The organism is Geovibrio sp. ADMFC3, assembly GCF_054687035.1.
In genome coordinates this window covers 1,093,996-1,116,553 of record NZ_BAAFZG010000002.1, presented here as the reverse complement: position 1 = coordinate 1,116,553, position 22,558 = coordinate 1,093,996, and the positions used below count along the sequence as shown (strand labels likewise).

The window sequence follows — 22,558 nt, the reverse complement described above, 5'->3', positions numbered from 1 at the left end:
AGTGTTCAAGGGTAAACAGAACAATATGGGCGGATAAAATATCAGGGTTTGAGAGTTAAATGCATTAACAGCTTTTGATTTGCGGCTTTCTGACGGGTAGCAGGAGCAGGGGTGATTGTCGGCGGAAATCAGCCCCTGAGCTTTTTTACACCGAAAACCTGTACGAGACTGAGTTCTTCCATAAGGTCTATCAGCCTGTCGTCCCCTATGTACATGTGGATGTGGATTCGGTCCACATTAACAAGCTTCATAAGATAGCCGATAACGGAAGAGGTCATAGAGAGGGAGTCTTCAATTATGAAGGTGATGCTGTCTGCACCTCTGTCAACCATGGACTGTACGACCTCTTTAATTGTCATATAGTTTTCCAGTGTCTTTATGTTGCCTTTGATTTCGACCTGTCTGTCGTGAACATTTATTTCCATACGCATTCTCCGCGGATCGTTTTATAGATTCTTACTTTGTTTCCTTTCTCGTTAAAGTATATATCATCCACAGCGGAAGTAACCATTCTTATTCCGTTGCCTCCGAAAAAGGGTTTTTTCCCTTTACGCTTTCTGCGGGGATCAAACCCCCGTCCATTATCACTGACCTCGGCGCAGAAAACAAGTGAGCCGCCTCTGTTTTCCACCCGTGTTCTTATTTTGATGAATTTGTCAGTCAGGGAGTCTGTTTGTTTAAGGCGCTCATCGTACTTTCCTTCTGTTATGAGCTTTGTTTTCTCTTCAAGTTCAATTTCGAGGCACCCGTGTTCAAACGCATTCATAACAAGTTCGGTGAGAACCCCTGTCATTGAGGCTGCGTCATCATCAGACAGACCGTCTTTTTTCAGCATTGCCTCAACACCGTTTATATAAGTCATAACATCATGAAAAACAGGGGTCACGGAAGTGACATCGGCTTCTCCGCCAATTGATGAATTTATGAAGATAAATGTAATATCGTCATCATAACTGGTAACTGTACTGGAAAGAAAAGTGCGCATGTGCATAAAGGGCGGGTTGTCTTTTATAAGATCATACAGCATTTCCTTATGTTCTGCTGTGTTTATGAAGGTGTTTTCCAGAAGTCCGTCAGTAAAAACAGCCAGTGACAACATTCCTGTTATATCTTCTTTGCCTATCGTAAAACCCTCTGTGGATGACATGAGGGGAGGGTTGTTGCTTTTTATTTTCCGTAAACCGTCAGGCATGGAAACAGAGAGAGACGGCACGGAGAAAAGGGAGTACTCGATCTCTGTGAAAGAACCGTCAATCCGCAGAAAAGCGCAGCTTACTATCTCTTCTTCAAGGAGAACTTTTTTGATATATTCAAGATACCTGCTGATAAGTGTCAGGAGTCCGGAACCGTTGCGCTCGTTGAAGCGATCTATGATGTGGTTGATAAAAGCTATGCTCATGAAAGTGGTCACAGACGCTGAGAGCCCTTTTCCCATTGAGTCTATGAGAAAAACAAATATGCTGCCGTCCGAAAGTCTTCTTATGGAGTAGCCGTCACCGCTTAAGGTATCCAGAGGTTTGTAGAATGTATTTATAAAATAAGGTCTGTCTTCTGTTTCCAGCATAACCCCCTGAAAGTCATTTCTGATCAGGTTAAGCTGTTTTTCAAAGGCGTTTTTCTCCTGAAGTGAGTGGTAGCGCTCTTTAAAACGCAGAAGCTCAAGGTCCTTTCTGCGGCTTTCATGTTCAAGTTTTTTGACAAGGACTTTCTGGTAGGATTCTTCCAGCGCACGGCTTATGCTTCTTCTGGTAATGGGCTTCGGCAGGAAGTGTGTTATCCCGCTGTTAAGTGCGCTGATCACCACATCACTTTCATTGTGCCCTGTTACCAGAACAATGGGGGTCTCCGGCTTTTCCTCAAGGATCTCTCTTGCAAGTTCAAGCCCTGTCATCCGCGGCATGTCATGGTCTGTGAAAACAACATCTATTTCACGGCGGCGAAATATTTCCAGCCCTTCATTTCCGTCAACGGCAGTGAAAACCCGACCTACCATTTGCTCAAGCACAAGCTCCATTGTCCTTCTGTTTACGGAGTTATCCTCCACAATCAGGACATTAAGGTTATCGAGCAGACCGCTCAGAGTCATTTATCAGACCTTGAATCTTTTGAGTACCGCAAGCAGACCGCCGGATTTTTCCGAAAGCATTCTCGCAACTTCCTCAACATTCTCGCCTGAGTATTTATTTTCAGTGGAGAGGGCGGTAAGTCTCTGTACTATTTCGATCATTTCCTTCGTTTTAGTGGCTATGATTGTGTTCATCTTCACCACTTCGGAGGATACGTTGACAGTATCGCCCAGCTTGCTTCCTGTGGCATTTGCTTCGCTTATGAGTTCCTTGGAGTTGTCTGCCACTGTTACTATTTTGTCGGATATATCGCTTATCTGGGTGTTTGATTTTTCAACGCCCGTAGTGATCATGCCGATAATTTTATTTATTTCCACCAGTGATGTCTGGGTGCGTTCGGCAAGCTTGCGAACCTCATCAGCAACAACTGCAAAACCCCGTCCGTGTTCGCCTGCTCTCGCCGCTTCGATTGATGCGTTAAGAGCAAGGAGATTGGTCTGGTCTGCTATGTCGCTGATTATTGAAAGAACCTGACGGATCTGTGCAGCCTGTTCTGTAAGGTTTTCCATATCTTTTGCAAGAGAAGCCTGACGCTCGCTTTCGCAGATTATTGTACTGACAACATTATTAAGGTTGGTAACAAATTTGGTGAGCATGTTCCGGCTGTCTTCCAGAACTTCTGTGGTGCTGATCGCAAGCTCTTCCGTTTTGTCAAGGTTAGAAGCTATGTTGTTTACGATATGACTGTTTTCTTCTGCCAGACTCGTCATCTCCTGTATGTTGCTGTAGAGAGATTCAGATGTGGAGGAAAGTTCCTCACTGGCGCTGGCTGTCTCGTTGGCGTTGTCCAGCGATGTGATGACGGTATTTTGAACCTTTTCTATGAATGCGTCTATATTGTCGGAGACAAGTTCAAACTCATCACCGCTTTTGTAGTTTATTCTTCTTGTCAGGTCTCCGTCGCCCACGGCGAGGTCTTCTGTGGTGGTTATAAGACCTCTGAGAGGTTTAAGTATTGTCACAAAAAGGATAACGATAACTACTGAGGCTATAAACAAAAACCAGACTATTGTATAAAAAAACTGCTGTGAAGTAACTTTTTTCGCACCGGAAACCGCTTCATTTATTTCTTGTAAAGGAACAGCCGCCACAAAATAGCCTATGGAATTTTCGCTGTTATTTTTAATTTCCTTGGTGACTGTGAAGTAGTTATCTGTAACCGTATAAGCACTGCCTGTGGGAAGCCCTGTTTTCTGAAGCTCTGAAAGCAGAGATGAGTCACCGTTGAATGCCACAGTGTAACTTCCAAACTTTTCGCCTTTTACCGAAGAACCATTGACAAGAACAATGGTTGAAACATCCATGTCCTTTTTCATCTCTTCTGCTATAATATCAGCATTGACAGCTATCTGGAGCGCACCTAAGTAGGTTCCCGCATTATCAGTGATGGGTGCTGCTCCTTTCATACAGAGCCCTTCCGGTGTAACCTCAAATCCGCTGGCAGGAGCTTTGGTCTGCTCTGTCTGCTTCAGAGTGTACCCCGCTTCGGGTGTTATGCCGGTGAAACCTGCATAAGCAAACGGTGTCAGCCCTTTCGATGTGACAAGAATTTTGATACCTTCAAAATTTTTGTTCTTTTCAAGGCGATAGTGTATTCTGCCGATGTATTCTCCTGCATATTCAGTATCATGCATACTGAGAGAATTCATTATCTCAGAATTATTTGAGAGAATTACAGCATTTGTGAGAACTGTTTCTGCTGCAGAATCAGCAGTGTGTTGGAGAAAACGCTCTATCTCGGTGACTTTTGTCTTCATAACGTCTTCTTTAACTTTGTTCAGACCGATAATGGAATAAACAGAGTAAACTATAGCCGCCATTGCAACTATTCCTGCAAGCGGGATTAGGAATTTCATAAAGAGTGACAGCTTTCTGACTTTTGGCATAATAAAACCCCCGCACACTCAAACGATATGTTATTAAAAAACCTCAAACGGTTCAGATGAAAATTTAACAGTTCTTAGAATAACTTTATGAGCGATCTGTGTCAAGAGCGTAACTATATTGAATTATTATAATAAAAATTATCTAAAGCGAAAATAGAAAGCTTGTTCAAAGCGTTGTTATGAACAAGGATGTTCATTTCTAGGGGAATGTTTTAATGCTATATTAACAGCCGTGGATAATCTGCTGTTCTGCCACCCATTCAAAACTGGAATATTTTATTGCGCTTATATCATTAACAGTGAGCCTGAGATTCTCTAACAATTTTGCATTTATAGACGCTGAACAGTCATCAGATGTTTCAATAAGGCGGAGCAGATCTCCCAGCTTGCCTTCTCTTCTTTCTATGGCATCCTTGATTGAGCCTTCAATATTCAGTGAGTTTATAAGTTCTGAAGGAGAAATACCGAATATTACATCCAGCATAGATATTAATCCTGTAAAATAGGCGTCCCCTGAGATTCCTGAGCTTTCTCCGTAAACCCGTGCGGCGAGAAGCTCCATTGCTCTGGCACGCAGAAGAACAGTTTCCAGAAGCGGACTGCGTCTGTTATCCTTGTTTTTTGAGGCATACAGCATAATTATCAGCCATTTTTGGAGCTGCTGTCTTCCGAGGAGGCTTATAGCGTGTCTTATGGAGCGGACTTCTGAGCGAATAAAAAAAGATGAGGAGTTGAGAAGTTTTAAAAGCTTAAGGCTGAATTCCGGCTGGAGCTTGAATTCGGTCTCTATCTTGTCAAGAGAGCTGTCGCTGCCGAGAAGGTTGAGGAGTTTTAAAATTGATATTTTGGACGGTTCAATGGCGGATTTGGAAATTATATTAGGGCGTGCGAAATAATAGCCCTGAAAAAGCTCGAATCCTGCTTCCAGAGCTTTTTGATACTCTTCCTGCGTTTCAACCTTTTCTGCAAGCAGCTTTGCGGGGAATTTTTTCAGTTCACGGGTTCTGTACCTGATGTCATTGTCGCTGGTGAGGGAGAAGTCAACCTTTATGTAGTCCGCAAGAGGAAGGAGGGGAGCAAACATCAGCATATATTCATCTGAAAAAAACAAATCATCAAGGGCGAAGCGATAGCCTTTTTCTTTGTAGTATTTAATCCTTTCTATCAATTGTTTGGAAACGACAGTGTTTTCAATTATTTCAAAAACAAGGGTTTCCGGAGGCAGAACGTCAAGTATGTCCTGCATGATAATGTTTTCATTTATATTGATAAATCCGTCTTTCCCGCCCAGAAGCTTTTCAAGACCGAAGTTTTGTATGATATTTACGAGGACCCTTGCGGTTGCAGATGTATTATCGCTTATAACGGCAGATGATTCTCCGGGATTGCGGAAAAGCAATTCATAACCGCAGGTGAAGCCTTCTTTGTTGAGAATAGGCTGTCTACCCAATATCAGTTCTTCATAATTCATCAAAAAAATCCTTAGCTTGTGTTTTGTTTCCTGCATTAAAATATAAGCTCGTGCAGTTGATAACGAAAGGTCAATTTTATTTTTTTAATAAAATTTCTGTCACATCCCTTAAAACAAAGCCGCTTGTGAACTTCTGCCTTTTTGATCAGTCGTTATAGTAGCAATAAAGTTGTCTTTTATCAACGATATAATTCAGACGTATTTTATGTTGTTTTGTTTGGTTTTCAGACAAATGTTTATTTAATTATCAAATAATAGAAGTTTTAACAAGAAGTTGACAAACTTAAGTATTGCAGTTTGCCGCATCATACCTTATTCATTATATGAAAGGAGATTTGTTATGAGGATAAAAGATCCGGTAAGCGGTTTTTCGCATCTGGCAGGGGCATTGATGTCTGTTGCTGCATTGACTGTTCTTGTGGTTCTTTCCGCTATGAACGCAACTGCATGGCATATAGTATCTTTTTCTGTTTATGGTTCTGCAATGATACTGCTTTACGCTGCCAGCGCTGCGTATCACCTCATTCCTTTGAATGAAAAAGGCACCCGTATTCTCAAAAAGCTTGACCACGTTATGATATTTATGATGATAGCCGGGACCTACACCCCGTTCTGCCTTGTTCCTCTCCGCGGAGGCTGGGGATGGACAATATTCGGCATCGTCTGGGGTTTTGCAGTAGTGGGCGTATTTTTCAAACTTTTTTATATTAATGCGCCAAGGTTCCTTTCAACAAGTATATATCTGGCAATGGGGTGGATAAGCATTGTGGCTATTTATCCCATAGTTAAGAATATTCCGGCAGGCGGCGTAGTCTGGCTTGCTTCCGGCGGAGTGCTGTATAGCATAGGGGCAGTGATATACGCCCTTAAAAAACCTAACCCTTGGCCGGGTGTTTTCGGTTTCCATGAAATCTGGCATATCTTTGTTCTTGCAGGGAGTTTTTGTCATTTCATGGTTATGCTTTTATATGTGCTTAACATTTAGCTTTAAAATTATTTTTTAAAATTGCAAAAAAATGATTCTTTTTTTTGCAATTTAGGGTATTATAAAATTAGAGCAAAGAGTACAGTTTAGTTACCAGACGAGTACGAGTCGAGCATAATCACCGATTATCTAAGGCAAGTTGAACTGGAAGTTTCAAAACTGTAGTTCTTTTACTACTTTTAACAGGAGACTATTCATGCAAGAAGGAACTGTAAAATGGTTCAATGAGACTAAGGGTTACGGCTTCATAGCCAAAGATGACGGTGATGACATTTTCGTACACGTAAGCGCAATCGCTAAAGCTGGCTTCAAGACACTTGAAGAAGGCGAAAGAGTTAAATTCGACGTTGAAAAAACTCCCAAAGGTCTTGCCGCTGTTAACGTTGTAACTGCGTAAGCTTTTAGGACAAAATAGCAAAACACAAAGCCCGGTCAGTATTCTGATCGGGCTTTTTTTTATCCCCCCCCACAACACATTTTTCATATTGGTATTTTATTTTCTAAATTTGCTGTTAAAAATAATTATGTATTTTTGGTGGAGTGTGAGATGCACAGAAAGCTCAGAAATTGTTTAAATGTTTTTCTTATTCTATTTTTATTAGGCTGCGGCTCAGGATCAGATAACTCAGACAACGAACCTTCAACGTATCTTATAATGGGTATTGCAACAGCCGGTGAACCTGTTTCAGGTGCAGATGTTTCTGTTTTTGATGAAGATGGCAGTTTAGTGAGAACTTTTACTGCTGAAACCAAAGAAAATGGGACATTTCTTGTATCAGTAGACTATGATGCAGTACAATATGGTTATTACCTTGAAATTACCGGTGGGCGGCTTGGATCCTCCGGAACCATTTTTAATGACGTCCTTAAAGCCAATGTTAGTGCTTCCCTGGCAAAAGAACGCCGTATGATACATGCTGGCTATGCTTCAACTCTTGTTTCAGAGTTTATATCACGTTACGGTGAAACAGATTTTGGTGCTGCTGAAGCTGTTGTGGCAGAGTTTCTGACGATACCTGTTTCTCAGGGACTGCTTACTGATATAAACTTCTATTATACCGACTTTTCAGAATCAGAGTTTTCTTCTGCTGCATCAGGGTATTCGAGCCTTGATGATTTTAATACCTTTCTGCTTAATGAACTTGAATTAGGGCGCAAACACAGCTTTTCCGGAGAACCTATGCCCAAGGGAGCATTAGCTGCTGCTTTTGCAAAAGGGCTAGTGGAAGGTGCCGGTCAGCAGATAGGAGACCGTGCTACAGGCTGGGTACTTGATGAAATTTTCGGAGAATCAAACGAACCCTCTGTCCCTACCGGTGAAATTCTTGATGCTATTACAGATGTCAGCAATGAAATAAAAGAAATAAGGGCGGAGCTGGAAAAATTTCAAGTTCAGATCAGCCAATCACTTCAGCTTATTCTGACACAGACAGAACGTAATGAGTACACCACTCTTGTTACCTCTCTCTCTTCCAGTATAGTTAAAATTCAGCGTCTTCATGATACTCTTTTGTTTATTACATCACATGCGGCTGGTTACGATGATGAAGACTGGAAGCTGCTTGTAAGTGATTTTGAGAAACAACTGAATATTATTGAGCTTGAAGAGATTTTGAGACAATTCCAGCGTGTTATGAGTGGTTCAACTGATACCAGCAGTGCGATCAATCTGTGGGGTAATATTAATATTAAGTACGCCTTCTCAAAACAGAATCATCAGGCACTTTTTAATCAGTTTGAAATGTATGCTAATCTTCAGCTCATCACTCTCCAGCTTATTCTGGAAAAGCGTCATAAATCTAAAACAGGAATGCCTGCTTCATACTATGTTGATCTGTATCTTGAAGGAATGAAAAAACAGTCAGAGATTTTTATGAGCAGAGTTGAGGCAATGATGGCTGTTTCCCAAAATACAAGACTTTATAACAACTCGCATCCGTACAGAGACACTGATTGGTTTGTTTCTATAAGCGCCTCTCACACTCTTCTTAATTCTTCAACGAGAGAATCAGCAGTTCTTGCAGAGGCGGATAATCTTGTTGCAAATTATCTTGTGATTGAACCTGCACTTACTGTAAGACTTGCCCTGCCTATGATTTTAGTTCCTGATAACTGGATTAAAGATGCTCCGATGGTGCTTGTTCATCAGGATACATCTGCTGAGTATGTGCCGGACACAACTTATCAGTATAGCCCTGAACTTCCGCTCACTGGTCATGAACCGACTGATTCAAATCTTTGGAAGCAGTATTGGTTTATCAACAGATATATTTTCAGTGATCTTCCCGCAGGAACATACAGAATCAAAAACTCTATAAACTCGACAATGCCTGTTTATCACGGAATGCAGATGATCCATAATACATATCTTGAATATGATATTATTCCCGCTTCTAACAGGCAGAGTAATGTTCTCATAACGACTTATCTGAATCAATGATCTAGCAGATTAGGTATATTCTAAAATCAGGATACCAAAAAGATGATAGGCCCGCACACATGGCGGGCTTATCATTGTGATTATATTTTGAATGTGTCCCCAAACATCTCCATGGATGGAAATGCGCCGTGCGTAGCGAAGACGTGCATTGCACGGCGCGAGCGTTTTAAGTAATTTCCATGGATGGAAATTACGATTATTAATTAGAAGTTTTCGATCAGAAGTTCAAAGTGTTCCTGTTTGTGAGCGCAGGTGGGGCATACGCCGGGTGCTTCAAAGCCTTCGTGTATGTGTCCGCATACCAGACATTTCCATTTAACAACTACGTCTTTCTTGAACACCATGCCGTTTGCGAGGCTGTCTGCAAGTTTACGGTATCTGTTTTCATGGTGAGCTTCGATTGCTGCTATGCGTGTGAAAAGAGCTGATACCTGAGGGAATCCTTCCTCTTTTGCTATCTGAGCAAATTTGGGGTAGAGTATTTCCCACTCTTCATGTTCACCGTCAGCAGCGTAAAGAAGGTTGTCTTTGGTGCTTTTGTAACAGACAGGGTAGTCCGCATTAACGTTTACCATCATGGGAGCAGCATCGCCGAGACCTTCAAGAGCGTAGTCGAAGAATCTTTTTGCGTGAACTCTTTCATTATCAGCTGTTTCAAGGAAGATATTTTCTATCTGACGGAAGCCGTCTTTTCTTGCCTGTGAAGCGTACATAGTGTATCTGCCTCTCGCCTGAGATTCTCCGGCAAAAGCTTTCATAAGGTTTTCAAGGGTTTCTGTCCCTTTAAGTGATTTTGACATTTCGTCTGCCTCCTTTTAGATATGTGTTTAAGTCATATTACTTCAATTATGGCTCTTTAAAAAGCATAATCGTAAATATTATCAATAAAAAATATTAATTAATAAAATTTATTATGTCAAGTATTAAGTACAGGTATTTAAACAAAATTGTTTATATGTTTTATTTGTATGAGATTAAAAGAAAAGTCAACGAAAAGACTGAAATTAACCCTCCCGGAGAGGTGACTTCCGGGAGGGCAGCGGTATAAAGCAAGAAGGTTGTAAATTATTTTCAGTCAAGTCCCGGTGGGGGGAACTTGCTGCACAGCTCCTTGACATCCTTAGCCGTTTTGGCCAGGAATTCTTCGTTCTGCCAGTTATCTATAACTGCGCTGATAAACTCAGCGGTTTTTCTTGTTTCCTCTTCTTTGAAGCCTCTGGAAGTCACAGCGGCAAGTCCAAGCCTGATTCCGCTGGGGTCAAAGGGCTTCCTTTTGTCATAGGGAACAGAGTTACAGTTGAGAACAATGCCTGCATCATCAAGTGCTTTTGCAGCCTGTTTGCCTGTGATGTTCTTATTAGTGAGGTCAATGAGGAGCAAGTGATTGTCTGTTCCGCCTGTAACAAGCTGAAATCCTTTTGAAAGGAGAGTCTCAGCCATTACTTTTGCGTTTTTGACTATCTGATGACCGTATTCTTTAAATTCAGGCGCCATAGCCTCTTTAAGCGCCACAGCGATAGCGGCAGTTGTGTGGTTGTGGGGTCCGCCCTGTATTCCGGGGAAAACAGCCTTATCAATAGCTGCCTTGTGCTGCTCTTTGCAGAGGATCATACCGCCTCTGGGTCCTCTAAGGGTTTTGTGAGTTGTCGTAGTCACAACATCAGCATAAGGAACTGGGCTGGGGTGCGCTCCGGCTGCAACAAGACCTGCGAAGTGCGCCATATCCACGAAAAGGATTGCGCCAACTTCGTCAGCAATTTCACGGAATTTTTTGAAATCAAGCTGACGGGGGTATGCTGAGTGACCGGCTATGATCATTTTGGGTTTGTTTTCTATTGCAAGTTTTCTGATTGTATCGTAGTTGAGGAGTCCCGTTTCCTCGTCAAGCTCGTAGGAAACTATTTTGAAATATTTTCCGGTGATGCTCACAGGGGAACCGTGTGTGAGGTGTCCGCCGTGGGGCAGAGCCATGCCCATAACTGTATCGCCGGGTTTTACGAAAGCAAGATAAACGGCAAGGTTCGCAGGGGAACCGGAGTAGGGCTGAACATTGGCGTGATCAGCACCGAAAAGTTCTTTCGCTCTTTCGATTGCGATTTCTTCAATGGGGTCAATAAACTGCTGACCTTCATAGTAACGTTTGCCGGGGTAGCCTTCAGAGTATTTGTTGGTGAGAACAGTCCCGGATGCCTCAAGAACGGCACGGGTAACATAGTTTTCCGAAGCGATAAGACGTATCTTGTCTATCTGCCTCTGTTCTTCTTTGATGATTAGATCATAAACGGCGGGGTCAAAATTTTTGAGATTCTGCATTAAAATCCTCCCGTACGCCCGGGCACAAAAAACGCCCGAACAGTTCTAAGAACAGCCCAGACGCACGACTTTAAGCATATATTACCGTACTTCCCGGGGGTGATCCCCCTTAATCTGCGTCAGTCGTACGGACGAGTATTAAATAGGCTATTTAAGAGCGAATGTCAAACCCTAATTTGAAATAATTCAAACATATGGGAAGAAGGGGGGCTGCTCCCCTCAGAATTATTTCTTGCTGTTTTCCAGTAGTTTGCCGAAATATCTGGATTTAATCTGCTCGCTTGCCATAGCCTGTTTAATGGGCGGAAGCTTCAGAATTGCCCCTAAAACCGCAGCCATAGCTCTGTGGGAAAAGAGGGCACGGTTATCGAATATGAGGTGTTCAAGACCTCCTCGTTCGATAGCCATCATTACAGCCTTGTGAACGGAGTTTTCCGGAGTAATAATCCTTTTTCCCCTGTATTTCATTGTAATAGCCTTTGTGGGGCAGACTCTGACGCAGACACCGCAGCCGAGGCAGGTTTCATCATTAAGCCTGACCTTTTTCTTCTTCGGTTTATGCGGATCATTGGCGGATACCATACCCAATGCCTCAACTGGACAGACTTCTGCGCATTTTCCGCAGCCGGTGCAGGCATGATCGTCAATTTCCGGTATATAGTTTGATGTATGCACAGGGTTCATGATGCCGAATCTGCGTGCTGCTATCATTGCCTCGCAGCAGCATCCGCAGCAGTTGCATATGAAGCTGACCTCTTTCTTTACATTTTCGCCGAACTGAACAAGGTTGCTGTCATATGCCTGCTGAAGAAGGTCGATTCCCTCTTTTTCATCCACTCTGCGTGCGTAGCCGTGGCGGATGAGGGAGTCCGCAACTGTGCCGAAGGTCATGCAGATGTCCATAGGAGCATCACACGCCATGCCCATATGCGCCATCTTGTGACGGCAGTAGCACATGCTGACGCCCATATGTTCGGAGGTTTTTATGACTTCACTTGCTTTTTCATAGTCCAGAATATGCATGCTGTTTTCTTCGCCGAGGGCACTTTCATTAACAAAAACACGCCCAAGCTGGGTTTCACCCCGAACAAAAAGAGATTTTATGAAATCTTCCTCGACTGTTATGTACTGATAAAAAAGATCGCTTAAGTATTTCTGGTCGATGTCGCCCCGTGTGCGCATCATGGAAAATTCAAAGAATCCTGCCATTGGCGGAGGAAGAACATACTGTGTTTCTTTGCCGACTTCCATATCAAGTATAAGGACTTTATCTGCAAAGGAATCCAGCCGTTTTTTTGCTTCTTTTTCGGACATTTTCCATATTTCAGCCGCCTGTTTGGCTGTAAAAGGTTTTATGGGAATCTGGGCAAGATAACCGGCTTCCTCCTCGCTCATGAGGACAGAGAGTATTTTGAAAAGATTTTCGCTTAAAGGAGCGCCCTGCGGAAAGCGGTTCAGCCTGTCTGCAAGCTCCCTGAAACCGTTTCTTGCTGTGAGATGTGCCATATTATGCCTCCCATATTTATTATAACAGAAAAAGCATAAACGAAAATAAGTTGAAAGAGATATTCGTAATGGGGTTCATATTCATACGCCATTATGAAAATGCAAACCCGAACGGTTCTGCTTTTTGGATTAACCGAAACTCTTTAACATTAAATGGATTAATGCTGTGCAAAGAGAATATTATTTCTGACAAATATTCATAATACAAATAATATAGAGCAGACAGTAAATATGGGGAACAGTTTAATTAGAACATTGATTTTATATACTGATCACATTATGATGTTCTGGGAAATAAAGAAGAAATATATGTTCATGAGGGATGAGCAGGAGGTTAACAGTGATTAAAAAATTGTTATTGCTTACGGGAGTTGTCTGTATTTCCCTGTTTCAGGCAAATGCCGAGACGTGTGTCACGGCTGAGTGCCATGCAGACATAAAACAGTATGAGGTGCTTCACGCCCCGGTCGAAGCGGACGAATGCACCACATGTCATTTGATGGATGATTATGAACAGCATATAGCCAAACCATCAGAGTTTCATGAGTTTACATCACCGGCGGATGACGGTCCTGTCTGCCTTGTATGCCATGATGAAAAGGGCGGGAAAGAGTTTGTACATGCTCCGGTTGAAGGCGGAGACTGCACCGCATGCCACAACCCGCACGGTGGAACGAATCAGTATATGCTTATTACCGCAACAGAATCTGAAACATGCTTTCAGTGCCATGAAAATGATAAAATGAGCAAAAAATTCCTCCATGGTCCTGTGGGAGCAGGAGAATGTGCCTCATGCCACGATCCGCACTCTTCAGACCATCAGTACCAGCTTAAAGCTGCTAAGGATGAACTCTGCTTCATATGCCACTCTGACAAAAAAGAGGATCTATCAAAGGTAAGTGTCCATGCTCCCGTTGCGGACGACTGTACTCTCTGCCACGATCCCCATAACTCGGATACTAAATTTCATCTTAAGGCAGAGGACGAAAAATCACTGTGTCTCACATGCCACGGTGATATGGATCCCGATTTCAAAGAAAATATTCTTAACGCTAAATATAAACATCAGCCGGTTGAGGACGGAAGCTGCGGAGAATGTCACAATCCTCATGCGTCTGACTTCGGTCAGCTTCTCCGCTCAGATACAAAACAGATATGTTTTGAGTGCCATCAGGATCTCGGCAACAGGATAGAGCATTCGCAGTATATCCATGCTCCGGTAGAGTTTGACGGCTGCAACGCCTGCCATAATGTACATGGTTCAGGTAATCCGTTCATACTGTATGAACACTTCCCCAAAACATTCTACAACCAGTACACAGATGGAATGTACAAGCTCTGCTATGAGTGCCACGATACGGGCAATCTCGAATCCGCCACCACTGACGGTACAGGCTTCCGCAACGGCGAACAGAATTTGCATTATCTGCATGTGATGATTCCAGGTAAGGGAAGAAGCTGCAAGGCATGCCACGAGGTTCATGCCTCTAATCAACCGCTTCATATCAGAAACAGTGTGCCTTTCGGCTCCGGCGGGTGGGAACTGCCAATTAAGTTTACACGTACGGAGAATGGCGGAACATGCGTTGTCGGCTGCCATAAACCAAAAACCTATGACAGGGAAAACGTATTCCAGAACCCTTAAGGAGGTTTTATGAAGAAGACTGCACTTACATTTATTGCTTTATTTATGACCTTCGGGGTTTTTGCTTTTCCTCTCAAAGAGTTGAAAGAAGGTGACAAAGTGGAGATGAAAAACTTCACGTACGCTTCCGGTGCATACACTGACAAAGAGGACAAGGCACCGCTAAAAGTTCTTCTCCTTTGGAAAGGTGATAAAAGGCTGAGTAAAAACACTTTTGAGGAGTTTAAACAGTTCTGCGCTAAAAGTGATGTTGTCTGCGTTTCTGTTGAACTTGGGGTCAGTGAACAGCTTGAGCCGGCAGAGAATGTTATTTATGCTTCCGATAATGCCAAAATGACCGATTCATGGGGGATTTTTACTCTGCCTGTGACCCTTGTACTGGACGGAGATAATAAAATTATCCACGGAATAGGCTTTGAAGGGCAGTACAGGGCGAAGCTGGAAAAGTTTATAGAGCTTAAGCAGGGCAGGATAAGCGAAGCGGAATACAATAATATTACGAATGTTCAGGGGGTTGATAAGACTGTCAGCAGGCTGCCTGAGATCAACTTCGCTAAAAATATGATAAGAAGCGGGCAGGCTGACGATGCCCGCAAACGCCTCGAAGGCATAGATACTGCCTCTCTGAACGACACCGAAAAAACAAGGATCGCTGAGGCGTATTTCATGCTTAAGGAATATCCCGCCGCGCTTGAAGTGCTTAAAGGCATAGGCAATACAGTGCCGGAAGTGAAGTTCCTTCTCGGATACGCATATATGCAGACCGGACAGTTTGATGCCGCTCTCAGCCAACTTGAATCAGTTAAGGACATCTACCCTCGCAAAGAGCGCATCTATTACGCCCTCGCCAAAATCTATTATGAAAAAGATATGTATAAGGAAGCGGCGGACTACTTTAACCAGTGTTGTGAAATCGTTATAGATTTCTAAATTATCGAATAATATAAGAGGACACCTTTCTTTAATGAAAAAGAAAGGTGTCCTCAAACTCCTTCCAAAGAAGCCAAATATAATCCAGAAAAACTAAATTGAGGAGAACATTAAGCTCTCCAGACTGCCGGAATATATACTTTTAATGGAACCTGTTCTTTGAGGGGTTTGGAAATCTTTTTCCCGTAAAAGACGAGTAATGAAAGATATAATTTTGCCGATCAAAAAAGCCCTCTGTAAAGAGGGCTCCTGTCGTTTAAGTTATAGTCATTAAAAAAGATTCGTATTATCCCCGTAGCCTGCACCGTGGTAGTGGCAGTTTGTGCAGTTTGAGTCATAGCCGCTTGGGTGTGTTACTTCCTGCAATCCGTTTCCTGTAATTGCTCCGTCCGGACTCATATGGCAGAGAGCGCAGAGTTCGGTGAAGTTATTGCCCACGACACTCACAGGAGCATTCAGGGCTGTACCGTCCGCAAGGGCTGCACTGTCGCCGGATTGAGTTATAAGGTACGTATTGTCTGATGTATGCACATCATGGCAGTGAATACAGCTTACTTCCATTCCGCCTGTGTAGCCTGAGCCGGGTCTGAACTGTCCGAATGATTGCCCCATACCGTCTTTTGCTCCGTGTATATCAGCGGTGAACGTGTTGCCGAACAGACCTTTGAAGGTATCGTAAATATTGTTGTAATCACCGTCAAACGTCAATGAAGGAGGGTTAACACCGAATGCACCGTTTCCGTCATGGCAGTTAAGGCAGAATGCGCTTATGTCACCGTAGGCGGCTGAACTCTGTCTGAAGTCTCTTGTGAGGCTTATGGAGCCGTTCATATCTGTGTACTGGTGGCATACCACACAGTCCGAGTTGCCTATTTTACCGTCTCCGTCAAGGTCATGCATTGTGGTGTGACCTCCGAAGAGACTTGCCGATGCCACTATTGTGGGGTTTGCATGGCAAAGGGTACACTGATAGCTTTCCGCTGTTATTCCTTTTATGCCGTTTGTGCCGTGGCAGTAGAGGCATGCGCCTGTGTCGCTGGCGTCAACTTTTCTGAAGCTTGAAGCCAGAGCAGGGTTATAGTCGTGTATTTTATCAAGCTGTGCGGAAGGGTGGCAGAGAGAACAGTCCTTCCTTTCCCATCCGCTGTGACTTTTTGAATCTGTAAGCTGCGGAATGCCTATAATATTTTTCTGTGCGGAAGAATTGCCTGAGCTGTTGCTTCCGCAGGCTACGGCAGATGCCAGAACCATTAATGATACTATGCAGTAAATAAAAACTCTCACGGATTCACCCCGTTTTATTACTCTGTAATTGTTCATCGTTTGGTATCCTTATGGCAGTCTATGCAGAAGGATGCCTTGTGGCAGCTATCGCAGGATGCAGGATCCATCATTGCCTCAACCGAGTGGGTGAGCTTGAAGGCTCTGGGATGTCTGTATCCGTCTTTTGCATACTGCTGGCTGTGGCAGCTTTCACAGTACCAGTCAGAGTGACAGCTTTCGCAGCTTTTTTTGTCCAGTGCAGCGGGAACAGCATGGAGCTTTGTCCACTGCGTGAGATGGTCTTCCGGTTTCATGGTTTTCAGGTTGTCATGGCACACATAGCAGTTTTGGGGAGCTGAAACAACTTTGGTTATCTCTTCCTTGTGGCATGTGTGGCATGTGTTGTCGATCTTAAGTTCTGCACCGATCTTAAAATCGCTCCCTTTGTTTATAAAGGTTTCTATATCCGGCAGTTTGTGGCAGTAGAAGCAGTCCTTCTTCTGCTCAAACAGAATGTTTACGTGTTGTTCGTGGTTGAACTTAACGTACGGAGACTGGTAGTAAAACTTCGTACAGCCGAACAGAAGAACCGGCAGAACCAGTAAAAACCATATGAATCGCTTATTCATCTATTTTCCTCAGTATAATTTTTATTACTTGTCAGAAGCTGTAAGTAGCTTTCACACCGTATCTGTTTTCGGGCAGATAACGTGTTTCCCTGTTGTTTTCCGCATAAACGCCCACGGTGAGATCTTTTATTACGTCATATTCAATCTCGCCGTATATGGAGTATATGGAGTCTTCTTTATCCATGCCCGCCGTACCGTTTATTATTTCAGAACGTCCGACATACTCTGCCTCGAAACTGAACCGAAATTCTCTTGTTATGCTCCAGTCGAGGGCAAAGCTTAAGCCGTTTGCCTCGGAATCGCTGCCGTCATAGATGTAAATCTCAAAGTTCGATGTGAGACCATGACTTTTGAAATGATTAACATTAGCGCCGAATTTGTAGATATCCCCCGTTATCCATTCGCCGAAGTTATTCAGCAGAACAGTGTGAACGGTGCCCTGATAAACTGTGTAGTGGTCGTTTATTGCATATTCCACAGTGTAGGAGTATCTGTCTTCCTTGCCGGAAGAAAAGTTGGTTATTATAAGCTCTCCCAGCCTGTCGGAACCGTCTTCAACCCTGATTCTTGTGACATCAGCAATAAGACCGAGCTTTTTATAGCGGGCATAGACCCTTGCCATGCCTCTGTAGATGTCATCATCTTCCATATCGTAGTCTATTTTACCGTCAAGGGAGAGGAAAACTGTTTTATCGGTAAGGGAAACAAACCTTCTTCCCAAGCCCACACCAAGGAGTTCCTGAATTGTTCTGTCTCCGTCCTCTTCCTTGGAGTATGAAACATACCCTGTGTAGTTTTTAACACCATTGAGGAAGATGCGACCGCCGTAGAGCCTGTCGCCTGTGTCACGGAAAGATTCGTTTATGTGTCTGTCATCAGAATCGAAATACTCCGGTACGCCGCCGAAAACTGTGGCGCCGAAATAGTAGTCTGTTCTCACAGTGGCTTCTGCTCCGTCAAGGGTGAGGAATCTGTTTCCGAGATATGAAAATCTGCCGAGTTTGATTTCAAGGGCTCTTTCAAAGCTGCTGAATTCAAGGTAGGCGGAATATATATCTGTGAAGCTTTCCCCATCCTCTGCTGAGTATGTTCCGTGAAAATTGAATCCGAGATAAGGATTAAGCAGCCTGACATTGTCGAGTATCAGCGTGTTTTCCCATGTCCCTTCGGAATCCCCTCCCTTCTCCTCAGAGTGTTCATAAGAAGTAGAGAAAGAGCCGTCTATGCCGAATGAATAAGCATTCTGCATTGAGCCCGCTAAAAGAACAAAAATTAAAAATCCCCTTAATAGTTTCACTCTGTTCTCCTGAAATTAAAATGAAGTAAGGTCATCTATGGACAGCTCAAGCAGTCTTGAAGCGTAACTGTAGTTATGCAGACCGTAGCTTTTGTCCGATTTTATAAAGTTGTAGTTATAGGCGGCACGGTTCAGAGCAGTTATAAGAGCGCTGCTGCCTGTTACAGTGTTGTAAGAAGCAGAAATTTCGCTGTCTGAAGCTCTGCCTGCAAGGGTATTGATCCTTGCCTGAAGAGTCTCCATAAGTGTTCTTACAGATTCTGTTCTGCCCAGATAGTCGTACCTGCCGTCTGTGTCAACCGCTACGCCTGAATGGCATGAGCTGTTGCAGTATGTGAGCCTGTCGCTGCTGTTGACGCTCATGGTCATAATGTGGGTTGTGCCCGCACCACGGTTCATATGGCAGTCCACGCAGTCAAGCGCTGCTTTATGGGCAGAGGTGAGTGCAATTGTTTCTCCGTAGGTGTGTCCGCCTTTGCCTTCAAACATTTCAGCCTGAGAATTGTGGGGAACGGAACCTATTCCTGCTCCGTTTGTATTATGGCATGTGTAGCATATCTTGCCGTCGCCGGCGTTTACACTCACTGTGCCGTCATGAAGAACAAGTTCCGCAGTGCCGGAAATTCTGAGCTGGGCGTTGTGCCCTCCTTCACCGTGAGGGTCATGGCATACGTTGCATGTGATCCCGCTGACCCTGTCTGTATCTTCGAGTTTGATCTCTTTTCCGAATATCATGCCCAGTGCGCCTTCACCTGTGTGGCATTTAAAGCAGGCGCTGTTGGTGACGGAAGGGCTGGCGGTATTAGCGTTTTCATGGGTGCTGCTGCCAGCATTGTAAAATTCTGCGAAGTGAAATCCGCCATTATGGCATGTAAGGCATACTCCGGAAGAGATAGATGCAGATGTCGGGTGACCGGAGATAGATATTATTCCGTTAAGCCCGCCGGATATTTCAGCCGAAGGACCGTGGCAAGCTTCACAGGTTACACCTTTAAGGTGAGAAGAAGCAGTCGAGGCATCGGTGTTAACTGTCATTGTATCATCGAAGCCGTAAGCTTCGGGATGGTCATCAATTCCATTGTCGTCTCTGTCAGGGAAGAACATTCCTGTTGCGTGGCATGTTGCACAGGATGTGCTGTTTATTGCTGCTACTGTTGGGTTGTAGGATATTGCATGGCTGCTTGCAGTCCATGCGGAGATAATTTCGCCCCTGAGGATCTCTCTTCCGTACATGTCAGTGTATTCAGGTGAGTTGATTGATCCACTGTGGCAGAAAAGAAGGCAGTACGGTCTGTTGTTGTCTTTGTCGTATGAATAGCTGAAAGCGTTTATTGTAAGGTTTTCAGTGATATTTTTTGTGCTTCCAGTTACGGATGCTGTTACGGTGTACTTACCTATTGAATCAGGGATAAAAACTGTTTCTGTTCCTGTGTCAGAGTGGAATGCAGCTCCATTTGATTTTCTTACACTCCATTGAACATTAAGAACCGACTCTCCGAAAGTATTTTCATCTATACCGAGGGCAACTCTTTCACCGGGCTGAACATTCGCAGTTCCTCTTATTATATCGGGAAGAGGCATTCCCAGACGCTCAAAATATTCATTGTCATCCATTGCTTCTCTGAAGCTTTTGGAGAGGAGTTTGATAATTTTCTTTGTCTGCGGTTCTTCGGCTTCATTCAAATATCCGGCAAAAAAAGTTAAGGGAATGCTTGTCGCCGCGCGGATGATATTTGCTGCCGGTTTGGTTGAGGTCTGAATGACTGGGTGATCGTTTATCAATGCAAGGAAAACTGTGTTGGCGTCTGTCGCTGATCCTGAAAGGGAGTAGGGCAGAGTGACAACAGCATTATAAATTACAGCCGGGGGAGTTGAGGACGCCTTATCGGTGAACCTCACGGAAAACAGGGGCGAAAGAGCTGTGTAGCTGTCTTTAACATAAACAGAGTCAGTCTTTTCTATGTAAACAGTGCTGCCTGAAAGAGCAGGTATGGTTCCTGTAATAGAGAACCCTTCAAAGGCACCTGTGCCAGTGTAGCTGAGTGTTCCGTCAGATGAGATTTTGACGGAGGTAATAGTCCGTGTGTCATCATTGACAGAAGGTTTTATACTGTCGCTTCCGCCGCATCCTGCTATATAAATGACGCTGAGTAAAATCAATAAAAGTCTGGTAAATTTCATATAATATCCTCTTTAAAGCTTCAGTTACCTGCTGCGTTATGCTTGTCAGTGAGAACCTTGAGGAGTTCTGCTGTGCTTTGTTCTTCATGGCACTTGGCGCAGAGTTCTTCTCTGCTGATTTTATCCGTGCTTAAAAGCAGCGGGTCGCTTGAGTAGTGGGGCGTGTGGCAGTCGCCACAGTCCAGAGTTTTGTTCAGCTTTTCTACAAAAACTTTGTCTACCGGATGGAACTTGATATAACTTTTCTGGTGGTAGTTGAAACCAAGCTCATTGGATGCGTGGCAGCTGTCGCACAGTTCGTTGACGGGTTTTCGCAGATGAGTCTTATCTGTGGACTTATGGGGCGAATGACATATTGTGCAGAAACCTGCGGCAACCGGACCATGGATATACTGGGCTTTCTGCATTTGGTTGTTGAAATTTTCATGACATTTGAGACAGGTTACAGAAAAAGGCTCCTGAGGGATAAGGTTATTGTCCTTCTCGTGACACACAAAGCATTTAGCCTGTTTTACAGGTGCATGAACCCATGTTCCCATAAACTTATCCCTGTGGCAGTTGACACAGTCATTAAGATCCTGAAACCTGTGGCAATTCAGACATATCTCTTTTCTGTCGCTGCTGTGAAAGTTCTGGTAGCTTTCTGTCCAGTCTGTAATTGTGGTTGGTGAGTCAACCTTGTTCACCTGAACAGTCATAACGGTTTTACCCTGTGTTACGAGTATTGTATTGTCACCTTCATTGAGCTTCAGGATAGTCATAAGCATATAAAACTTTTTGCCGTCCGCTCCTTTGGATTCAATGAGTTTTTTAACGTTTTTCTCACCGTTGATCTCTATGGTGACAGGATCGTTTACAGACGATCTTCCTATTATATGTATGTCACTCACTGACTTAACTTTATCAGTGATCGGGAAAATTATTTCAAGCTGAGCAAATGCCTGCGGAGTAAGCAGGAAAAGACTACTCAGAACCAGTATTATAATTTTCCGGCAACCGAATCTCTTCAGCATGTGCATTGTCCCCTTGTGATTCATATATTTTTTTCAGATAGTAATTCAGTTTATCCTGATCCTCGTAACGGTCTTTGATGCCGTTAAGGATCTCCAGCGCTTTGTCACTGTCTCCTTTTAGGTAGGCAGCTACGCCGCTGTATAGAACACATTCAATGCTGTTTTGACAGGCAGAAAAAACACTATAAGCTCTTTCTGCCGCTTTAAGACGCAGATATGTCTGCCCCAGAAGAAGTTTCCCTTTATCGTCCAGCTCCGCCGCATTAACTTTATCCATTTCATTGATGGCGGCTTCTGTCTCACCTTTTTTGGCAAGCATCAGCACAAAGTTCATGCGGGGTACTATTTTTTTGTAATTTTCGCCTTTTTCTGCTGCATCAAGCATTTCAGACAGTTTATTTTCGTCTGTTTTGCCTGCGAGATAGGAGAGGTACACCGGGGTGAGAGAAGCAAAGCTTCCGTCTTTGCTGATCAGTCCGGCGGGTTTGCCTTCTTTAACAAATAATGCGTACGGTGCATTTTCTGTTGAGGATGCCTTGTAGATACAGTCTTTTGTTTCGGAGCCTGAGAAGAATGATGAAAGCTCTTTTTTATCGGCGCCGGAAATATCGGCACAGAAGCATTTCACTCCTTCATAATTACTGCAGTCTTTAAGAAATTCCGCCAGAATATTAAGGTCGAATCTCTTGGTGTGATCAAAGAACAGCACTGCTTTTCCACCGTGCGGATCTTTTATTCCTGAAACGGCGGAGAAAACAGGTTCGGCGGCATCAGCAGCTTTTATAGCATCTGAACTGTCCGCTGCGCCCGCATTTGCGGCGGAAAAAACCGCCGCTGAAAATGCAAATGCGCAAAGTGTATTTCGCATACTTA

General features: G+C 43.7%; 18 protein-coding genes and 1 riboswitch. Of the genes, 5 read left to right on the top strand and 13 right to left on the bottom strand.

All coding sequences use genetic code 11. From position 1 onward, the window contains the following. Positions 1-128: 128 nt before the first annotated feature. The 4 genes from ACYRYY_RS05565 to ACYRYY_RS05550 form a co-directional block, all read right to left on the bottom strand. Positions 129-425: a hypothetical protein gene (locus tag ACYRYY_RS05565; RefSeq protein ID WP_460214580.1), complete on the bottom strand. Its 297-nt coding sequence runs from the start codon at positions 423-425 to the stop codon at positions 129-131. Beyond that, on the bottom strand, positions 416-2,086 hold the full coding sequence (locus ACYRYY_RS05560) for a response regulator (RefSeq protein WP_460214579.1): 1,671 nt from the start codon (positions 2,084-2,086) through the stop codon (positions 416-418). The genes ACYRYY_RS05565 and ACYRYY_RS05560 overlap by 10 nt, the downstream gene beginning before the upstream one ends. Positions 2,087-2,089: 3 nt before the next feature. Continuing rightward, positions 2,090-4,012: a methyl-accepting chemotaxis protein gene (locus ACYRYY_RS05555; RefSeq protein WP_460214578.1), complete on the bottom strand. Its 1,923-nt coding sequence runs from the start codon at positions 4,010-4,012 to the stop codon at positions 2,090-2,092. 223 nt (positions 4,013-4,235) lie between these two features. After that, a complete protein-coding gene (locus ACYRYY_RS05550; RefSeq protein WP_460214577.1) occupies positions 4,236-5,483 on the bottom strand; it encodes an EAL and HDOD domain-containing protein in 1,248 nt (415 codons plus the stop codon). Positions 5,484-5,823: 340 nt separating this feature from the next. Between ACYRYY_RS05550 and trhA the strand changes: the two genes are divergently transcribed. The 3 genes from trhA (at position 5,824) to ACYRYY_RS05535 (ending at position 8,908) form a co-directional block, all read left to right on the top strand. Beyond that, positions 5,824-6,468: a PAQR family membrane homeostasis protein TrhA gene (gene trhA / locus ACYRYY_RS05545; RefSeq protein WP_460214576.1), complete on the top strand. Its 645-nt coding sequence runs from the start codon at positions 5,824-5,826 to the stop codon at positions 6,466-6,468. Positions 6,469-6,664: 196 nt separating this feature from the next. Beyond that, positions 6,665-6,865: a cold-shock protein gene (locus ACYRYY_RS05540; protein ID WP_128465850.1), complete on the top strand. Its 201-nt coding sequence runs from the start codon at positions 6,665-6,667 to the stop codon at positions 6,863-6,865. A 150-nt stretch (positions 6,866-7,015) separates the two neighbouring features. After that, positions 7,016-8,908, top strand: a complete 1,893-nt coding sequence (locus ACYRYY_RS05535; RefSeq protein WP_460214574.1) for a hypothetical protein — start codon at positions 7,016-7,018, stop codon at positions 8,906-8,908. A 203-nt stretch (positions 8,909-9,111) separates the two neighbouring features. On the opposite strand, the gene rbr is transcribed toward ACYRYY_RS05535, so the two are convergent. From rbr to ACYRYY_RS05520, 3 genes are all read right to left on the bottom strand, one after another. Beyond that, the gene (gene rbr, locus ACYRYY_RS05530; RefSeq protein ID WP_460214573.1) at positions 9,112-9,708 is read right to left on the bottom strand and encodes a rubrerythrin; all 597 of its coding nucleotides are present in this window, start codon (positions 9,706-9,708) and stop codon (positions 9,112-9,114) included. Between the two features lie 271 nt (positions 9,709-9,979). Then, on the bottom strand, positions 9,980-11,221 hold the full coding sequence (locus tag ACYRYY_RS05525; protein WP_460214572.1) for a serine hydroxymethyltransferase: 1,242 nt from the start codon (positions 11,219-11,221) through the stop codon (positions 9,980-9,982). Positions 11,222-11,268: 47 nt separating this feature from the next. Then, positions 11,269-11,358, bottom strand: a riboswitch (ZMP/ZTP riboswitch). A gap of 88 nt (positions 11,359-11,446) precedes the next feature. Further along, positions 11,447-12,727 (bottom strand): 4Fe-4S dicluster domain-containing protein, encoded by a 1,281-nt coding sequence (locus tag ACYRYY_RS05520; protein WP_460214571.1) that lies wholly within the window; start codon positions 12,725-12,727, stop codon positions 11,447-11,449. Between the two features lie 340 nt (positions 12,728-13,067). On the opposite strand from ACYRYY_RS05520, the gene ACYRYY_RS05515 reads away from it, so the two are divergent. Continuing rightward, positions 13,068-14,372: a cytochrome c3 family protein gene (locus tag ACYRYY_RS05515; RefSeq protein ID WP_460214570.1), complete on the top strand. Its 1,305-nt coding sequence runs from the start codon at positions 13,068-13,070 to the stop codon at positions 14,370-14,372. 9 nt (positions 14,373-14,381) lie between these two features. Further along, the gene (locus ACYRYY_RS05510) at positions 14,382-15,302 is read left to right on the top strand and encodes a tetratricopeptide repeat protein (protein ID WP_460214569.1); all 921 of its coding nucleotides are present in this window, start codon (positions 14,382-14,384) and stop codon (positions 15,300-15,302) included. A gap of 270 nt (positions 15,303-15,572) precedes the next feature. Here the strand turns inward: ACYRYY_RS05510 and ACYRYY_RS05505 are convergent, their stop codons facing one another. The 6 genes from ACYRYY_RS05505 to ACYRYY_RS05480 are packed head-to-tail and all read right to left on the bottom strand — an operon-like array spanning position 15,573 to position 22,553. Next, a complete protein-coding gene (locus tag ACYRYY_RS05505) occupies positions 15,573-16,622 on the bottom strand; it encodes a hypothetical protein (protein ID WP_460214568.1) in 1,050 nt (349 codons plus the stop codon). Further along, entirely contained in the window at positions 16,619-17,194 is a 576-nt protein-coding gene (locus tag ACYRYY_RS05500; protein ID WP_460214566.1) for a cytochrome c3 family protein, read from the bottom strand. Before ACYRYY_RS05500 ends, ACYRYY_RS05505 begins: the two co-directional genes overlap by 4 nt. Positions 17,195-17,225: 31 nt before the next feature. After that, positions 17,226-18,491 carry a hypothetical protein gene (locus ACYRYY_RS05495; RefSeq protein ID WP_460214565.1) on the bottom strand — a complete coding sequence of 422 codons (1,266 nt, stop codon included), beginning with the start codon at positions 18,489-18,491 and terminating at the stop codon, positions 17,226-17,228. 15 nt (positions 18,492-18,506) lie between these two features. Then, entirely contained in the window at positions 18,507-20,672 is a 2,166-nt protein-coding gene (locus tag ACYRYY_RS05490) for a hypothetical protein (RefSeq protein ID WP_460214564.1), read from the bottom strand. Positions 20,673-20,692: 20 nt separating this feature from the next. Then, positions 20,693-21,685 (bottom strand): cytochrome c3 family protein, encoded by a 993-nt coding sequence (locus tag ACYRYY_RS05485; RefSeq protein ID WP_460214563.1) that lies wholly within the window; start codon positions 21,683-21,685, stop codon positions 20,693-20,695. After that, the gene (locus ACYRYY_RS05480; RefSeq protein ID WP_460214562.1) at positions 21,636-22,553 is read right to left on the bottom strand and encodes a tetratricopeptide repeat protein; all 918 of its coding nucleotides are present in this window, start codon (positions 22,551-22,553) and stop codon (positions 21,636-21,638) included. Before ACYRYY_RS05480 ends, ACYRYY_RS05485 begins: the two co-directional genes overlap by 50 nt. Positions 22,554-22,558 lie beyond the last annotated feature (5 nt).

What these genes read in the sequence shown, in the direction of transcription:
- rbr (WP_460214573.1), bottom strand. Translation starts at nt 9,708, where the DNA reads ATGTCAAAATCACTTAAAGGGACAGAAACCCTTGAAAACCTTATGAAA.
- trhA (WP_460214576.1), top strand. Translation starts at nt 5,824, where the DNA reads ATGAGGATAAAAGATCCGGTAAGCGGTTTTTCGCATCTGGCAGGGGCA.
- ACYRYY_RS05500 (WP_460214566.1), bottom strand. Translation starts at nt 17,194, where the DNA reads ATGAATAAGCGATTCATATGGTTTTTACTGGTTCTGCCGGTTCTTCTG.
- ACYRYY_RS05565 (WP_460214580.1), bottom strand. Translation starts at nt 425, where the DNA reads ATGGAAATAAATGTTCACGACAGACAGGTCGAAATCAAAGGCAACATA.
- ACYRYY_RS05560 (WP_460214579.1), bottom strand. Translation starts at nt 2,086, where the DNA reads ATGACTCTGAGCGGTCTGCTCGATAACCTTAATGTCCTGATTGTGGAG.
- ACYRYY_RS05510 (WP_460214569.1), top strand. Translation starts at nt 14,382, where the DNA reads ATGAAGAAGACTGCACTTACATTTATTGCTTTATTTATGACCTTCGGG.
- ACYRYY_RS05485 (WP_460214563.1), bottom strand. Translation starts at nt 21,685, where the DNA reads ATGCTGAAGAGATTCGGTTGCCGGAAAATTATAATACTGGTTCTGAGT.
- ACYRYY_RS05480 (WP_460214562.1), bottom strand. Translation starts at nt 22,553, where the DNA reads ATGCGAAATACACTTTGCGCATTTGCATTTTCAGCGGCGGTTTTTTCC.
- ACYRYY_RS05535 (WP_460214574.1), top strand. Translation starts at nt 7,016, where the DNA reads ATGCACAGAAAGCTCAGAAATTGTTTAAATGTTTTTCTTATTCTATTT.
- ACYRYY_RS05525 (WP_460214572.1), bottom strand. Translation starts at nt 11,221, where the DNA reads ATGCAGAATCTCAAAAATTTTGACCCCGCCGTTTATGATCTAATCATC.
- ACYRYY_RS05520 (WP_460214571.1), bottom strand. Translation starts at nt 12,727, where the DNA reads ATGGCACATCTCACAGCAAGAAACGGTTTCAGGGAGCTTGCAGACAGG.
- ACYRYY_RS05505 (WP_460214568.1), bottom strand. Translation starts at nt 16,622, where the DNA reads ATGAACAATTACAGAGTAATAAAACGGGGTGAATCCGTGAGAGTTTTT.
- ACYRYY_RS05490 (WP_460214564.1), bottom strand. Translation starts at nt 20,672, where the DNA reads ATGAAATTTACCAGACTTTTATTGATTTTACTCAGCGTCATTTATATA.
- ACYRYY_RS05555 (WP_460214578.1), bottom strand. Translation starts at nt 4,012, where the DNA reads ATGCCAAAAGTCAGAAAGCTGTCACTCTTTATGAAATTCCTAATCCCG.
- ACYRYY_RS05540 (WP_128465850.1), top strand. Translation starts at nt 6,665, where the DNA reads ATGCAAGAAGGAACTGTAAAATGGTTCAATGAGACTAAGGGTTACGGC.
- ACYRYY_RS05550 (WP_460214577.1), bottom strand. Translation starts at nt 5,483, where the DNA reads ATGAATTATGAAGAACTGATATTGGGTAGACAGCCTATTCTCAACAAA.